The organism is Micromonospora sp. NBRC 110038, from assembly GCF_020884815.1.
Taxonomy (GTDB): domain Bacteria; phylum Actinomycetota; class Actinomycetes; order Mycobacteriales; family Micromonosporaceae; genus Micromonospora; species Micromonospora haikouensis.
Genome location: NZ_BBOL01000001.1, coordinates 1,148,241 through 1,163,222 on the forward strand (window position 1 = coordinate 1,148,241; position 14,982 = coordinate 1,163,222).

The 14,982-nt window shown below is 72.4% G+C and carries 12 protein-coding genes; 5 read left to right on the forward strand and 7 right to left on the reverse strand.

Going from position 1 to position 14,982, the window contains the following annotated elements; genetic code table 11:
* Nucleotides 1-367: 367 nt before the first annotated feature.
* Nucleotides 368-1,330 carry a TIGR03557 family F420-dependent LLM class oxidoreductase gene (locus LPU61_RS04900; protein WP_229404240.1) on the reverse strand — a complete coding sequence of 321 codons (963 nt, stop codon included), beginning with the start codon at nucleotides 1,328-1,330 and terminating at the stop codon, nucleotides 368-370.
* Nucleotides 1,331-1,701: 371 nt separating this feature from the next.
* Between LPU61_RS04900 and LPU61_RS04905 the strand changes: the two genes are divergently transcribed.
* Entirely contained in the window at nucleotides 1,702-3,075 is a 1,374-nt protein-coding gene (locus tag LPU61_RS04905; RefSeq protein WP_229404241.1) for a cellulase family glycosylhydrolase, read from the forward strand.
* Nucleotides 3,076-3,136: 61 nt separating this feature from the next.
* On the opposite strand, the gene LPU61_RS04910 is transcribed toward LPU61_RS04905, so the two are convergent.
* From LPU61_RS04910 to LPU61_RS04930, 5 genes are all read right to left on the reverse strand, one after another.
* Nucleotides 3,137-4,198: a MerR family transcriptional regulator gene (locus LPU61_RS04910; protein ID WP_229404242.1), complete on the reverse strand. Its 1,062-nt coding sequence runs from the start codon at nucleotides 4,196-4,198 to the stop codon at nucleotides 3,137-3,139.
* A gap of 82 nt (nucleotides 4,199-4,280) precedes the next feature.
* The gene (locus LPU61_RS04915; protein WP_229404243.1) at nucleotides 4,281-6,413 is read right to left on the reverse strand and encodes an alpha-galactosidase; all 2,133 of its coding nucleotides are present in this window, start codon (nucleotides 6,411-6,413) and stop codon (nucleotides 4,281-4,283) included.
* The gene (locus LPU61_RS04920) at nucleotides 6,410-7,321 is read right to left on the reverse strand and encodes a carbohydrate ABC transporter permease (RefSeq protein WP_043962614.1); all 912 of its coding nucleotides are present in this window, start codon (nucleotides 7,319-7,321) and stop codon (nucleotides 6,410-6,412) included. Before LPU61_RS04920 ends, LPU61_RS04915 begins: the two co-directional genes overlap by 4 nt.
* Nucleotides 7,318-8,274: a carbohydrate ABC transporter permease gene (locus LPU61_RS04925; protein WP_043962615.1), complete on the reverse strand. Its 957-nt coding sequence runs from the start codon at nucleotides 8,272-8,274 to the stop codon at nucleotides 7,318-7,320. The genes LPU61_RS04920 and LPU61_RS04925 overlap by 4 nt, the downstream gene beginning before the upstream one ends.
* A gap of 22 nt (nucleotides 8,275-8,296) precedes the next feature.
* A complete protein-coding gene (locus tag LPU61_RS04930; RefSeq protein ID WP_229404244.1) occupies nucleotides 8,297-9,628 on the reverse strand; it encodes an ABC transporter substrate-binding protein in 1,332 nt (443 codons plus the stop codon).
* A gap of 286 nt (nucleotides 9,629-9,914) precedes the next feature.
* Between LPU61_RS04930 and LPU61_RS04935 the strand changes: the two genes are divergently transcribed.
* From LPU61_RS04935 to LPU61_RS04945, 3 genes are all read left to right on the forward strand, one after another.
* Nucleotides 9,915-11,951: a beta-galactosidase gene (locus tag LPU61_RS04935; RefSeq protein WP_229404245.1), complete on the forward strand. Its 2,037-nt coding sequence runs from the start codon at nucleotides 9,915-9,917 to the stop codon at nucleotides 11,949-11,951.
* Nucleotides 11,917-12,690, forward strand: coding sequence for a DeoR/GlpR family DNA-binding transcription regulator (locus tag LPU61_RS04940; RefSeq protein WP_229404246.1), 774 nt, complete (start codon nucleotides 11,917-11,919; stop codon nucleotides 12,688-12,690). Before LPU61_RS04935 ends, LPU61_RS04940 begins: the two co-directional genes overlap by 35 nt.
* A 101-nt stretch (nucleotides 12,691-12,791) precedes the next feature.
* On the forward strand, nucleotides 12,792-13,811 hold the full coding sequence (locus LPU61_RS04945; RefSeq protein ID WP_229404247.1) for a sporulation protein: 1,020 nt from the start codon (nucleotides 12,792-12,794) through the stop codon (nucleotides 13,809-13,811).
* Nucleotides 13,812-13,893: 82 nt separating this feature from the next.
* Here the strand turns inward: LPU61_RS04945 and LPU61_RS04950 are convergent, their stop codons facing one another.
* A complete protein-coding gene (locus LPU61_RS04950; protein WP_043962619.1) occupies nucleotides 13,894-14,289 on the reverse strand; it encodes a hypothetical protein in 396 nt (131 codons plus the stop codon).
* Nucleotides 14,290-14,547: 258 nt separating this feature from the next.
* Between LPU61_RS04950 and LPU61_RS04955 the strand changes: the two genes are divergently transcribed.
* A complete protein-coding gene (locus LPU61_RS04955; protein ID WP_229404248.1) occupies nucleotides 14,548-14,955 on the forward strand; it encodes a hypothetical protein in 408 nt (135 codons plus the stop codon).
* The last annotated feature ends 27 nt before the right edge of the window (nucleotides 14,956-14,982 follow it).

The following is a 14,982-nucleotide window of genomic DNA, read 5'->3' on the forward strand; positions in this document are numbered from 1 at the left end:
ACCACCCCCTGCGAGCTGCCCAGGAGGCAAGGCTGCGGGCGGCCTGGGGTGAACCGCTCCGGTTGCGCTGCGTGAGTGATGCGTATGCGGGTGCAGAGCAAAGGGGGCGGCGGGATCGGTGTCGCCGGCCGCTCGGGTGGCACTGGGTGACCGGTCCTTCTCCGGCCACACCACCAGGCCCGGCCGTCGCCGCGCGCGGCGGGCGGGCTACCGGACCAGGTTGAGCAGGACGGTCAGCACGATCGAGGCGACGACCGAGAACAGGATCATCAGCAGGCAGCCGAGGCCCCCGCCCGCCGGGCGGATCTCCGTGTTGCCGATGCGCATCAGGGCACCTTTCGACGGGCCAGGGCGAGCCGCAGCCGCCTCACAGCTTGCGGAGCCGGGGGAGCAGCTCCTCCCGGGCCCAGTCGAGGAACATGGGCTGGGTGTCGCCGCCGACCTGCACCAGCGCCACGTGGGTGAAGCCGGCGTCGACGAACTTCTTGAACGCCGCGACGTGCCGGTCGGTGTCCGGGCCGCAGGAGATCCCCTCGGCGACGTCGTCCTCGCGGACGTACTGCGTCGCGGCGGCGAACGACTCCGGGCCGGGCAGTTCGGCGTTCACCTTCCAGCCCATGCCGAACCAGCGGAACTGGTCGTGTGCGATCTTGCGGCACTCCGCCTCGTCGGGGCCGTAGCAGATGGCGACCTGGCCGAACCGGGGCTGCCCCGCGCCGCCCGCGTCGTCGTACATCTGGATCAGGTGGGCGTCGGGCTCGGTGGCGACGAGGCCGTCGCCGTAGTCGGCGGCGAGCGTCGCCGACTGCCGGCCGGACGCGGCCACGGCCATCGGCACCGGACGCTCCGGCCGGTCCCAGACGTACGCGTCGGGCACGTCGAAGTGGTTGCCGGAGAAGGTCAACGTCTCCCCGTTCAGCAGGGGCCGGATGATCTGCAGCGCCTCCTCGAACATCTCGTGCCGCTGCTGCACGTGCGGCCAGCCGCCGACGACGTGCTCGTTGAGGTTCTCCCCGGCGCCCAGGCCGAGGGTGAACCGGCCGTCCGACAGCGCCCCGATCGTGCTGGCCTTCTGCGCCACCACGGCGGGGTGGTAGCGGCGGATCGGGCAGGTCACGAAGGACATCAGCTCGGCCCGGCTGGTGGCGTGGGCGACCGCGCCGAGCACCGACCAGGCGTACGGGGAGTGGCCCTGGGAGTCGAGCCAGGGAGAGTAGTGATCGGAGATCACCAACTGGTCGAAGCCGGCGGCCTCGGCGCGCACCGCGTAGTCGACCAGTTCCTTCGGCCCGGCCTGCTCGCACATCAGGGTGTAGCCGATGTTGACCATGGCGCATCTCCTTCGCTCTCCCGATCCACTCCGCATACCCCCGTGGGAGTCGGTCAACCCTCGACGGCCGTCGTGGCCTTGACGGGGCGGCCCTGGGTGGTAAGGTCCGGCCTTAACCGGTTCAGGCTGGGGGCGTCGCATCCTGTGGTGGGGATGACCGCACCTGTGGCGGCTCGCTGCCCCGCGAGCCGCCACAGGACATCCCCGCTGAGCCACGACTCACTGAACCGGTTGCCCCACACCAGCGATCGGCCTACGCTGATGCCTGCGCCGTCTCGGAGCCGGACGGCGGCTGACGGGCCAGCCGCCTTCTTCGTCACCACCACCGCACCCCCGCCGGGCACGGGGTTTGACCCTCCCTGAGGAAGGCCATGAGAAAACGTCTCTCCGTCGCGGGCGTCGCCCTGCTGACGGTCCTCGCCGCCGTGTTCGCCTTCGGGCAGCCCGCGCACGCCGCCGCCGGCTTCTCCGTCTCCAACGGCAAGCTGTACGACGCCAACGGCAACGAGTTCATCATGCGCGGCGTCAACCACGCCCACACCTGGTACCAGCAGCAGACCAGTTCCTTCGCCAACATCAAGGCGCTCGGCGCGAACACGGTGCGGGTGGTGCTGGCCAGCGGCGACCGCTGGGCCAAGAACGACACGGCCGACGTCGCCAACGTCATCTCCCTGTGCAAGGCGAACAAGCTGATCTGCGTCCTGGAGGTGCACGACACCACCGGCTACGGCGAGCAGAGCGGCGCGATCACCCTGGACCGGGCGGTCGACTACTGGCTGAGCATCTCCAGCGCCCTCGCCGGCCAGGAGAAGTACGTGATCGTCAACATCGGCAACGAGCCGTACGGCAACCAGGGCTACGGCACCTGGGCCACCGACTCGGCCAACGCGATCAAGCGGCTGCGCGCCGCCGGCCTCGCGCACACCATCATGGTCGACGCCCCCAACTGGGGCCAGGACTGGTCGTTCACCATGCGCGACAACGCGGCGTCGGTGTTCGCGGCCGACCCGCAGAAGAACACCGTCTTCTCCATCCACATGTACGGCGTCTTCGACACCGCCGCGGAGATCTCCGACTACCTCGGCCGGTTCCGCACCGCGAAGCTGCCGATCGTGGTGGGCGAGTTCGGCTTCGACCACTCCGACGGCAACCCCGACGAGGACACCATCCTGTCGTACACGCAGGCCAACGGCATCGGCTACCTGGGCTGGTCGTGGAGCGGCAACGGCGGCGGCGTCGAATACCTCGACATGACCACCAACTTCAACCCGAACGCCCTGACCACGTGGGGCCAGCGCATCTTCAACGGCGCCAACGGCATCAAGGCGACCTCGAAGGAGGCGTCGGTCTACTCGGGGGTCACCCCGACCACCCCGCCGACCACGGCCCCGCCGACGACCACGCCCCCGCCTACGACGCCCCCGCCGACCACCCCGCCGGCCACCGGCGGCTGCACGGCGACGTACACGATCATCGGCCAGTGGCAGGGCGGCTTCCAGGGTGAGGTCAAGGTGACCGCCGGCTCCGCCGCCGTCAACGGCTGGACGGCGAAGTGGACGCTCGGCAGCGGCCAGTCCATCAGCCAGGCGTGGAACGCGACGCTGACCAGCAGCGGGTCGAGCGTCACCGCCACCAACGTCAGCTACAACGGCAAGCTCGGCGCCGGGGCCAGCACCAGCTTCGGCTTCATCGGCAGCTCCACCGGCACCCCCGCCGTTCCTGCGGTGACCTGCACGGCGAGCTGATCCCCTCCGCACCACCGGCGGTGGCCGGGCCCGCACGGGCCCGGCCACCGCATCGCGTGGGCTACACCGCGACGACGTCGGCGACCACGCAGGCGACGTTGTCGGGCGCGCCGGCGGCGTACGCGAGGGCGACCAGCCGGTCCACGGCCTCGTCCGGCCCGCCGGCCCCGCCCAGCGCCTCACGCACCGCCGCCGGGTCGACCACCGCCGAGAGCCCGTCGGAGCAGAGCAGGTACCGGTCACCGGCGCGGGCGGCGCGCAGCGCCAGGTCCGCCTCGACGTGCTCGCCGCCGGCCCCGAGGGCGCGCACCAGCACGGCCCGCTGCGGGTGGGCGGCGACCGCCTCCGGGGCCAGCCGGCCGGCGTCGACCAGCGACTGCACGTACGTGTGGTCCCGGGTGAGCCGGTGCAGCTCGCCCTCGCGCAGCAGGTACGCCCGGCTGTCGCCGACGTGCACCAGCGCCACCCGGGAGCCGGAGCGCAGCAGCGCGGTCAGTGTGGTGACCGGCTGGTGCGGGTCCACTGCCAGCCCGCGCACGGCGCGGTGGGCCTCGTCGACCCCGTCGGCCAGCAGCGCGAGCAGCTCGGCGGCCGGCACGTCGGCGGGCTCCAGCGCCCGGAGGACGTCGATCGCGGCGGTGCTGGCCGCCGCGCCGCCGGGCCCGCGCATGCCGTCGGCGACGGCCAGCAGCCGCTCGTCCGCGTACGCGGCGTCCTCGTTGCTGTCCCGCGTGGCCCCGGCGTCGCACCGGGTGGCGTGGCGGACGGTGAGGGTTTGCTTCATGGTGGTTCCCCTTCCGGACAGGTTGCCGACGAGGAGGGTGGCGAGGCGACCGCGTTCCGCGGTGTCGGCGGCGACCCGCCGCCAGTACGTGTCGACGGCCTCGGCCGCCGCCTCGGGCCGCAGCCCGCAGACGGCACGGATCTCGGCCAGCGGCATGCCGATGCGCCGCAGCGAGGCGATCAGCCGGGCCCGCTCCAGCTGGGCCGGGTCGTAGAGCCGGTAGCCCGACTCGGGATCGACCGCCGCAGGCCGGAGCAGGCCCACCTCGTCGTACAGGCGCAGCGCCTTCGGCGTCAGCCGCGCGGCTTTGGCGAACCCCCCGATGGTCAGCAGCCCCACGTCACGTCCTCCTCGTGCCGGTCACCGCGACCGGCAGGCACCAGCCTGTGGCTTGCCCGAGGGGGAAGGTCAAGACGGGGGATCAGTCGACCGCGTCGACCTCCAGCAGCAGCGTCTGCTCGGGGTGCAGGGCCGGCAGGTGCAGGCCGACCGAGGCGAGCACCGCGCCCGGCAGGGTCACCCCGGGCAGCCAGCCCGGCTCCGTCAGCTCCAGCACCGCCGGCTCCGGCACGCCGGCCGTCGGCCGGACCGCGTACCGGCGGGCCGGGTCGAGCCCCGGTAGCCGCAGCGCGCCCGGCACCTGGGCGACCGAGGTGGCGACGCGCGCCACGGCGTACACCGCGTGGGTGAGGTCTGCGGCGACCACGCCGTGCGCCCAGACGGCCGGGTCGGGGTGGTCGACCCGGACCACCCGGCCGGCGTGCAGCAGCGGTCGCAGCCGCTTGTGCAGCGCCACCCAGGCCGCCAGCTCGACCCGGTCGGCGGCGCTCGCCGAGCCGATGTCCCACTCGACGCCGAAGTGCCCGAACAGCGCGGTGGCGGCCCGGAAGCCCAGGTCGTGCACCCGGTGCGTGGTGTGCGACCGGTCGGGCCCGACGTGGCTGCCGACCAGCTCCGGCGGCAGCAGCAGCCCGGTCCACCGCTGGATGGCCAGCCGTTCCAGGGCGTCGTTGCAGTCGCTGGCCCAGACCCGGTCGGTGCGGCGCAGGATCTCCAGGTCCACCCGCGCGCCGCCGGAGGAGCAGCTCTCGATCTCCAGCCCCGGGTGGCGGGCGCGCAGCTCGTCGAGCAGCCGGTAGGCGGCGGCGGTCTGCGCGTGCACCCCGGGCCGCCCGGCGTGGCCGGCCTCGGTCAGGTCCCGGTTGTGGTCCCACTTCAGGTACGCGATGCCGTCGTGGTCGCGCAGCAGCGCGTCGAGCCGCCCCAGCACGTACGCGTACGCGCCCGGGTTGGCCAGGTCCAGCACCTGCTGGTGCCGCCACGGCGGCGGCAGCCGACCGGGCACGGCGAGCACCCACTCCGGGCGGGCGCGGAACAGGTCGGAGTCGGGGTTGACCATCTCCGGCTCGACCCAGAGGCCGAACTGCATGCCGTGCCCGCGCACGTGGTCGATCAGCGGTTGCAGCCCGCCCGGCCAGACCGTCTCGTCGACGTACCAGTCGCCGAGCCCGGCCCGGTCGTGCCGGCGGCCGACGAACCAGCCGTCGTCGAGCACGAACCGTTCCACCCCGACGGCGGCGGCGTGGTCGGCGAGGGCGCGCAGCCGGTCCAGGTCGTGGTCGAAGTAGACGGCCTCCCACACGTTGAGGGTGACGGGCCGCGCCGTACGCGGGTGCCCCGGCCGGGCGCGCAGGTGGGCGTGCAGGGCGTCGCTGAGCCCGTCGAGGCCGGCGGTCGAGTGCGCCGCGTAGAGCAGGGGGGTGGCGTAGGACTCGCCGGGGCCGAGCGTGATCTCGCCGCTGCCCAGCAGCTCGCCGCCGCCCAGCGTGGCCTCCCCGGTGGGCCGCCGCTCGGCGAACGTGACGTGGTCGCCGCTCCACGCGGTGTGCACCGCCCACACCTCGCCGTGCCGGAAGCCGAACCCGGCCGTGCCGGCCACCAGCAGCAGCGTCGCGTCGTGCCCGGTGCGCCCGTGCCGGCCCTCCCGCACCCACGCGCCCATCGGCCACGGGTGCCGCTGCGGCGACCGTTCCCGGCACCACCGGCCGGTCAGGTCGAGCAGCTCGGTGGCGACCGCCGGTACCGGCAGCACGCCGGTCAGCTCCCGCAGCTCGTACGGGGTGTCGCCGTCGTTGCGCAGCCGGTGCCGCAGCAGCACCAGCCCGGCCGGGTCCAGCTCGACCTCGACGGTGAGCGTCAGCGCCGCGTCGGGGTCGCTGGCTGTCACCGTGACCCGAGCGGGACGGTCGGGCTCGTCGGTGACGTCGAGGGCGTCGAGGCGGAACGCCGTGGACCAGGCGGTGCCGGCGCGGTGCCCGGCCAGCCCGGGCCGGCCGCTCCAGCCGGCGCTCGCCTCGGGCAGCAGCGACAGCACGGTCGGGGCGTCGAAGCTGCTCGGCACCACCGGCGGCACGGTCGCGGCGACCAGCGCGGTCAGGTCGTCGGCGGCGAGCGGGCCGAGGTCGGCGCCCCAGTGTGCGACCCGGGGCAGCCCGGGGCCGCGCGCGTCGAGCACCAGGCTGGTCGCGGCCCGGCGCAGGTGGACGATCGTCATCCCTTGGAGGCTCCCAGCGTCAGGCCCCGGACGAACTGCTTCTGCAACAGGAAGAAGATCACCAGGGTCGGGATCGCGACCAGCACGGAGCCGGCCGAGACGAGGTTGTTGTCGGTGAAGAACTCGCCGCGCAGGTTGTTCAGCGAGCTGGTCACCGGGAACTTGTCGCCGGTGCGCATGAGCACGGTGGCCCAGAAGAACTCGTTGTAGATCCAGGTCACCTCCAGCGTGGCCAGCGCCGCCAGCGCGGGCCGGCACAGCGGCATGGTCACCTGCCAGTACTGCCGCCACACGCTGGCCCCGTCGACCATGGCCGCCTCGTACAGCTCGTGCGGGAGGGCCTTCATGTAGTTGCTCAGCACGAAGACGCAGAAGCCGCACTGGAAGGCGACGTTGACCAGGATCAGGCCCCAGTAGCTGTCGTAGAGCAGCTCCGAGTCGCTCATGAACAGCGGCAGCGGCACCTCGGTGAACAGCCGGAACAGCGGGATCAGCAGGGCCTGCTGGGGCAGCAGGTTCGCGGCGGTGAACAGGCCGAGCAGGACGATGTTGAGCTTCCAGCTGAACCGGGCGATGACGAACGCGACGCAGGAGGCCAGGAACAGCGTCAGCAGCACCGCCGGGACGGTGATGTAGACGGAGTTGAGGAAGTGCTTGCCGAACTCGGCGGTGCGCCACGCGGTGACGTAGTTGTCGAGGGTCCAGCCGCCGAGGGAGACGTAGCCGTTGGCGGCGGTGTACTCGTAGGAGCGCAGCGAGGTCAGCACCGCCCAGAGGATCGGGAACAGCCAGCCGACGGCGACCGCACCCAGGAAGAGGTGCAGGACGATCCGGGCGGGTCGGGGCGGCCGGCGGCGGCCGGTGGACGCGGCGGCGGCCGGTACGCGGGTCGGGGCAGCGGCGGTCACTTCCGGTTCTCCCTCATGACGGTCGCCAGGTAGACGGTGATGAAGACCAGCGAGACGACCAGCATGAGCGTCGCCAGCGCCGAGCCGAAGCCGATGCGGCTGGCCTCGCCGACCACGTTCTGGGTGACCAGCGCGGAGATCAGCTCCAGCCCGTTGCGGCCCTTGTTGACGACCCAGACCAGGTCGAACGCGCGCAGCGACTCGATGACCGTCACCACCAGCACGATGATGTTGATCGGCCGCAGCACCGGGAAGACCACCTTGAAGAAGGTGGTGGCCTCGGACGCGCCGTCGACGGCGGCGGCCTCCCGCAGCGACGGGTCGACGCCCTTCAGCCCGGCGAGGTAGAGCAGCATGATGTAGCCGACGTGCCGCCAGCCGGCGGCGACGAGCACCGCCCAGATGTTGACGTCGGGGTCGCCGTACCAGTCGGTGCTGGTGCCCAGCGCCGCGTTGAGCAGGCCCTGGTCGCGGGAGTAGATGAGCTGCCAGACGAAGCCGATCAGCGCCAGCGAGAGCACCACCGGCAGGTAGAGCGCGGTCTGGTAGAACCGGCTGCCCCGGATCTCCTTGTCCAGCAGCACGGCGAGGAACATGCCGAACGGGGTGGCGACCACGAACAGCGCCGCGAGCCAGAGCAGGTTGTTCTGCACGGCCGGCACGAACGGCGGATAGATGTTGATCACGTCGGAGTAGTTGCGGCCACCGACCCATTCGATCTCGCTGATGGGGCCGATGCCGTCCCAGTTCGTGCCGGACAGCGCCACCGTGGCCACGGCCGGGAACCACACCAGGCCGACGACCAGCAGCAGCGGTACGAGCACCATCAGCGTGATCACCACGCGGTCGGTGCGGGACAGGAGCCGTGGCCCGCGGCCGCGACCACCCTTGCGGGCGGTCGCGGCCGGCGACGACACGGCGGGATCCGCTTGGATCAGGGGCAGGTCGGACACGTGTCCTCGCCTCTCGCCGTCGTCAGTCGGTGAAGATCGACTTCTTCTGGTTCTCGATGCTGGTGAGCAGCCCGCCGATGTCCTTCGGGTCCTTGATGAACTGCTGGAGCGCCGGGATCATCACGGTGGAGGCGAAGTCGGGCCGGGTGTCCCGGTCGAGGAACTGGGCGATCTCGGTGGCCGAGCCGACCAGCTCGGCGGCCTTCTTCTGCAGCGCGGTGTAGCCGCTGACGTCGGCGCCGCTGTTGGCGACGAGCGTGCTCGGGTCGTTCTTGACGGTGACGTCGGCCGCGTCCTTCGAGCCGAGGTATTCCAGCAGCTTCTTGGCGTTGGCCTCGGACTTCGGCTTGCGGGCCATCATGTAGCCGTCGATCGGCGCGTCCAGGGCCTTGGCCCCGATCGCCGGGTCGACCTCGGGGAAGGTGAAGAAGTCGAGGTCGTCCTGCTCGTCGTTGCTGAACTGCTGGCCGACGAAGAGGCCGAGGAGGTACATGCCGGACTTCTTCTGCTGCAGCGACTGGGCCGCCTCCTGCCACGTCCGGCCGAGGCTGTCGGCCTGGTGCAGCGGCAGCAGCCCCGCCCAGGTGTCGAAGACCTTCTTCACCTTGTCGGAGGTCCACGCCTCCTTGCCGGCCATCAGGTCGACGTGGAACTGGTAGCCGTTGATCCGCAGGTTGAGGATGTCGAAGGTGCCCATCGCCGGCCAGCCGTCCTTGTCGCCGAAGGCGATCGGGTTGAGGCCGTCCTTCTTCATCTGCGCGCCGAGGGCGTTCAGCTCGTCGAGGGTCTTCGGCACCTGGTAGCCGCGCTGCTGCCACACCGACTTGCGGTAGAACATCGCCCACGGGTAGTACGACGCGGGCACGAAGTACTGCTTGCCGTCGTCGCCGGTCGACGCCTTCTTGAACGCGTCGGAGTAGCCGGAGAGCTTGCCCCACACGTCGCTGACGTCGCCGGCCAGGCCCTTCGCCGCGAAGAACCGCATGCGGTAGCCGGCGAACCAGGTGTAGACGTCGTCCGGCTTGCCCTGCAGGTAGTTGTTGATGTTCTCCTGGAACGTGTTGTGGTCGACCGTGTTGATCGCGACCTCGACGCCGGAGGCGGTCTGGAACCCGGCCATGACCTTGGCGATCACGTCCTTGGGCTTGGGGTCGGACTGGTTCGAGCCGAGCGACACCGTCTTCGACTCCGCCCCGCCGGACTCGGAGTCCGAGCCGCAGCCGGCGAGCAGGCCGGTGCCGAGCAGGGCGCCCGTGCCGGCCGCGCCGGCCAGCAGGGAGCGCCGGCGCAGGCCGGCGACGGACGGGGGTACGAGCCGGGCGAGGTACTCGGCCTGGGTGCGGGGACGGGACATGGTGCCTCCTGCGGCTGAGAAGGGGTGCGGCACCCGGGGGAGGGGTGGTGGGGGTGGTGGGGCGGTCGGCGTTCGGGAATGCCACAGCGGATCCACCGTGAACCCACATCAGCGAACACGAACGGCCATAGGCGCCTCAAGCTACTCGTCCGTCGGGCGCTGTCAAGGGTCGATCTGTCGATCGAAACCGCGCTGTGACAAGGGGATCGGCGCGGTAAACGTTGTAAAGAACCGCGATGTTGAAAAGTGTTGACTTGGGTGTGCCGCGCGGGCACGCTGTGCCCTCATGCGGGATCGACACGACACCGGCTGGCAGGGCGACGGCATCTACTACGGCGCCGACTACAACCCCGAGCAGTGGCCCGAGCAGACCTGGGCCGAGGACGTGGAGCTCATGCGCCGGGCCGGGGTCAACCTGGTCTCCGTCGGCATCTTCTCCTGGGCCCTGCTGGAGCCCACCCCCGGCAGGTACGACTTCGGCTGGCTCGACCGCGCCCTCGACACGCTGCACGCCGGGGGCATCTCGGTCGACCTCGCCACCGCCACCGCCAGCCCGCCGCCGTGGCTGGCCCACGCCCACCCCGAGACGCTGCCCCGCCGCGCCGACGGCACCGTGCTGTGGCCGGGCGGCCGGCAGGCGTACTGCCCCAGCTCGCCGGTGTTCCGCGAGCGCTCGCTCGCCCTCGTCGAGGCCGTCGCCACCCGCTACGCCGACCACCCCGCCGTGGTGATGTGGCACGTCTCCAACGAGCTGGGCTGCCACAACGTGCACTGCTACTGCGACGTGAGCGCGGCGGCGTTCCGGGGCTGGCTGCGCGAGCGCTACGGCGACCTCGCCGCCCTCAACGAGGCGTGGGGCACCCTCTTCTGGAGCCAGCGCTACGGCGACTGGGCCGAGATCAACCCGCCGCGCGCCGCGCCGACCTTCGCCAACCCCACCCAGCAGCTCGACTTCCTGCGCTTCTCCTCCGACGAACAGCGCGCCCAGCTGCGCGCCGAACGCGACCTGCTCAAGCGGCTCGTCGCCCAGCCCGTCACCACCAACTTCATGGTGGGCATGAGCAAGCACATGGACTACCACTCCTGGGCCGCCGACGTGGACCTGGTCGCCACCGACCACTACCTCACCGCCGCCGACCCGCAGTCGCACGTCGGGCTGGCGCTGGCGGCCGACCACACCCGGGGCGTCGCCGGCGGCGCGCCGTGGCTGCTCATGGAGCACTCCACCAGCGCGGTCAACTGGCAGCCCCGCAACGTGGCGAAGGCACCCGGGCAGCTGCGCCGCAACAGCCTCGCCCACGTCGCCCGGGGCGCCGACGGGGTGCTGTTCTTCCAGTGGCGGGCGTCCCGGGCCGGGGCGGAGAAATACCACTCGGCGCTCGTCCCGCACGCCGGGGCAGACACCAAGGTCTTCCGCGAGGTGTGCCGGCTCGGCGCCGACCTGAAGGCCCTCGCCGAGGTACGCGGCAGCCACGTCGACGCCGACGTGGCGATCCTGTTCGACTACGAGGCGTGGTGGGGCGTCGAGCTGGACTCCCACCCCAGCGTCGACGTCACGTACGCCGACCGGCTCGCCGCCCTGCACGGCGCGCTCTGGCGGGCCGGCGTCACCGCCGACGTGGTGCACCCGTCGACCGACCTGTCCCGCTACCGCCTCGTGCTGGTGCCGACGCTCTACCTCGTCCGCGACGCCGACGCCGAGGCCCTGCACGGCTGGGTCGCCGCCGGCGGCACCGCCCTGGTGACCTACTTCAGCGGCATCGTCGACGAGCACGACCACGTCCGGCTCGGCGGCTACCCCGGTGCGTTCCGGGAGCTGCTCGGCATCCGCACCGAGGAGTTCTTCCCGCTGCGCGAGGGCGAGCGGGTCACCCTCGACGACGGCTCCGCCGCCGACGTGTGGACCGAGTGGCTGCACCCGGCCGGCGCGCAGGTCGTCGCCGCGTACGCCGACGGGCCGCTGCCCGGGGTCCCGGCGCTGACCCGGCACGCCGTCGGCGCGGGCGCGGCCTGGTACGCGGCCACCCGGCTCGACGACGCCGCCACCGACCGCCTGGTGGCCCGGCTGCTGGCCGAGGCCGGGGTCCGGCCGGCCGCCGACGCCCCGCCCGGGGTGGAGGTGGTCCGCCGCCGCGGCGACGGGCGGAGCTGGCTGTTCGTCGTCAACCACACCGACCGCCCGGCCCGGATCGCCGCCACCGGCACCGAGCTGCTCGCGGGCGCCCGGTGCGCCGGGGAGCTGGAGGTCGCCCCGGGCGAGGTGGCCGTGGTCCGGGAGGAGGACTCCGATGCTCGCCCAGCAACGGCAGAGCGCCATCCTTGAGCTGATCCGGCAGCGCGGCGGGGTGCGGGTCAGTCACCTGGTGACCCGCTTCGGCGTCTCCGACATGACCATCCGCCGCGACCTGGAGGTGCTCGCCGAGCGCGGGCTGATCGACAAGGTGCACGGCGGGGCGACCCTGGCCGGGCCCGGGTCGGCCGAGGAGCCCGGCTTCGCCGCCAAGTCGATCCGCCAGCGCGACGAGAAGCGGGCCATCGCCGAGCGGGCCGCCACCCTCGTCGAGCCCGGCATGGCGATCGCGCTGTCCGCCGGCACCACCACCGCCGCCCTGGCGACCCTGCTCGCCGACGTGCGGGGGCTGACCGTGGTGACCAACTCGATCCCGGTCGCCGACGCGCTCTACGCCGACCCGCGCGCCGACCGCACGGTCGTGCTCACCGGCGGCATCCGCACCCCGTCGGACGCGCTCACCGGGCCGGTGGCCGAGGCCGCCGTCAGCACGCTCAACGTCGACGTGCTCTTTCTCGGGGTGCACGGGATGAGCCCGCGCACCGGCTTCACCACCCCCAACCTGCTGGAAGCCGGCATCAACCGGCGGCTGGTGCACGCCGCCCGGCGGCTGGTGGTGCTGGCCGACCACACCAAGTGGGAGACGATCGGCATCGCCACCATCGCCCCGCTCGCCGACGCGGACGTGCTGATCACCGACGCGGGGCTCGACCCGGCCGCCCGCGCCCCGCTCGCCGAGCAGGTGGGCGAGCTGGTCGTGGTGGAGGTGTGAGGGGCGCGGTGTGTTCCCAGGCATCTCACAGCGGTGCAGGCTAGGGTCGGTCCGGTGAGCTGCGACGCTCCAGGGTGGAGCGCGCACCTGCGGGAGTGGCGATGGTCTTCAAGAAGATGTTGAGCGCGTTCGGGGTGGGCGGTCCGACCGTGGACACCGTCCTGGCGAACCCGAACACCCGGCCCGGTCTGGCCCTCGACGGCCGGGTCAACCTGGTCGGCGGGGAGGCCCCGGCCGCCATCGAGCAGATCGCCGTCGGCCTGGTCACCCGCGTCGAGATCGAGAGCGGCGACAGCGAGTACGCGGGCATCATGGAGTTCCACCGGATGCCGGTCAGCGGGGCCTTCGAGCTCGCCCCGAAGCAGCAGCTGTCGATCCCGTTCCAGCTCCCGGTGCCGTGGGAGACCCCGATCACCGACGTGTACGGCCAGCGCCTGCACGGCATGACGATGGGGCTGCGCACCGAGGTGGCGGTGGCCCGGGCCGTCGACAAGAGCGACCTCGACCAGGTCGCCGTGCACCCGCTGCCGGTGCAGGAGCGCATCCTGGAGGCGTTCGCCCGGCTCGGCTTCCGCTTCAAGGGCGCCGACCTGGAGCGCGGCCACATCCGGGGGGTGCACCAGACGCTGCCCTTCTACCAGGAGATCGAATACTTCGCGGCCCCGCAGTACGCGCAGGTCATCAACGAGGTCGAGCTGACGTTCGTCACCAGCCAGCAGGGCATCGACGTGATCCTGGAGTGCGACAAGCGGGGCGGCTTCCTCAGCGCCGGCCACGACGTCTTCGGCCGCTACACCGTCTCGCACGCCGACGCCGACCGCGTCGACTGGGCGCAGGTGGTCGACGGCTGGCTGCAGGAGACCACGTCCCGCTACGGCGGCCTGCGCGCCCAGGGCTTCGGGGCCCCGCAGGGCTACCCGCCGCAGCACGGCTACCCCACGCACGGCTACCCGATGCAGCACGGCCACGGCCACGGTCATGGCCACAGCCGGGGGCCGGGGATGGGCGGGATCGTCGCCGGGGCGGCGCTCGGCGCGGTCGGCGGGATGGTCGCCGGCGAGATGATCGAGGACGCCGTCGAGGGCGACTTCGCCGAGGACTGGGGCTTCGGCGAGGAGTAGTTCCGCACGTACGCGAAGAAACGCGACGGTGGCCCGCCGGGAATCCCGGCGGGCCACCGTGCTGCTCGGAGCTGGTCCGGCGTCAGTGCCGGGCCTTGCGCTCCGCGCCGCTGCGGAAGTTGCTGCCGGCCTTGGCCAGGCCCCGGCTACCGAGGTAACCGATGGTCAGCAGCGTGATGAAGAACCAGGCCTGCGGCGCGCGGAAGATGTCCACGCCGACCGAGTTCTTGCCGACCAGGTACGACGCGGCGAGCACGCCGATGACGGAGGCGACGTAGACCCAGAACTCCGTGGTCGCGAAGGCCTGCTTGGTCTCCGTGCCCGGCGCCATCATCGGCTCCCGGTGCCCGTCGTGCATCATCGGCATCGGCCGGGTGGGTGCCTCCTGCATCGCGCGGTTCGGCACGTCGTTCATCGCCCGGTTCGGGGCTTCCTGCGTGCGGTTCATCGGCCTGGTGGATGCAGCCTGCGTGCTCATCTTGTCCTCCTCAGGATGCGATGAGTCCTTACTGCGCTCCCTCGCCCCGCTACCGCGTTTCGGCCACGGCACGGTTGACGTTCGTGGCGGGGGCACCCCCCGACTACCCGGCGGCCGGGCGAGGTAACACCCTCCCGTCGCCGGATAGCAGCAGCTCGCGGCGTGGGCGGAGCGGGCGGTGCGCGCGGCGCGGGAACGTTTGGTCGCCCCCGGGCCGGGCACGCAGGAAGATTCCGACACTTCTGCGAGGTGATGGACGTGCGTGAGGACGACAGGATGCGGGAGTCCGCCCGCGAGGCCGAGGAACGGATCACCGGCGGCGTGTACGGCGAGGGGGCCCTCGACGAGGTCACCGTGCCGCAGACCGACGTGCAGCGGGTCATCCAGGACGAGGACCCGGACGACCCGGCGCACGTGCGGATCGACCCGGCGGTGCTGCGCGACGGCGGCCCCACCCGGGGCCAGGGCGCGATCACCACGACCGGCGGCACGGCCGGGCCGGCGAGCACCCGCCGGGTGGCCCGGCAGCCGGAGCGGCACCCGGGGAAGGTCGCCCCGACCACCACGGGCGACGCGACCACGGGTGGGCTGAGCACCCCGGCGGGCGGCGCGACCAGCGACCAGTCCAGCAGCGCCAGCCAGGTCGGCAACTTCACGGAGGACTGACCGGCCTCCGGGCGACCAGACCTTGGA

Bases quoted from the DNA above. Each gene is read 5' to 3' on its own strand.
- LPU61_RS04915 (WP_229404243.1), bottom strand. From the start codon at position 6,413: ATGACGATCGTCCACCTGCGCCGGGCCGCGACCAGCCTGGTGCTCGAC.
- LPU61_RS04940 (WP_229404246.1), top strand. From the start codon at position 11,917: ATGCTCGCCCAGCAACGGCAGAGCGCCATCCTTGAGCTGATCCGGCAG.
- LPU61_RS04935 (WP_229404245.1), top strand. From the start codon at position 9,915: ATGCGGGATCGACACGACACCGGCTGGCAGGGCGACGGCATCTACTAC.
- LPU61_RS04900 (WP_229404240.1), bottom strand. From the start codon at position 1,330: ATGGTCAACATCGGCTACACCCTGATGTGCGAGCAGGCCGGGCCGAAG.
- LPU61_RS04950 (WP_043962619.1), bottom strand. From the start codon at position 14,289: ATGAGCACGCAGGCTGCATCCACCAGGCCGATGAACCGCACGCAGGAA.
- LPU61_RS04945 (WP_229404247.1), top strand. From the start codon at position 12,792: ATGGTCTTCAAGAAGATGTTGAGCGCGTTCGGGGTGGGCGGTCCGACC.
- LPU61_RS04930 (WP_229404244.1), bottom strand. From the start codon at position 9,628: ATGTCCCGTCCCCGCACCCAGGCCGAGTACCTCGCCCGGCTCGTACCC.
- LPU61_RS04905 (WP_229404241.1), top strand. From the start codon at position 1,702: ATGAGAAAACGTCTCTCCGTCGCGGGCGTCGCCCTGCTGACGGTCCTC.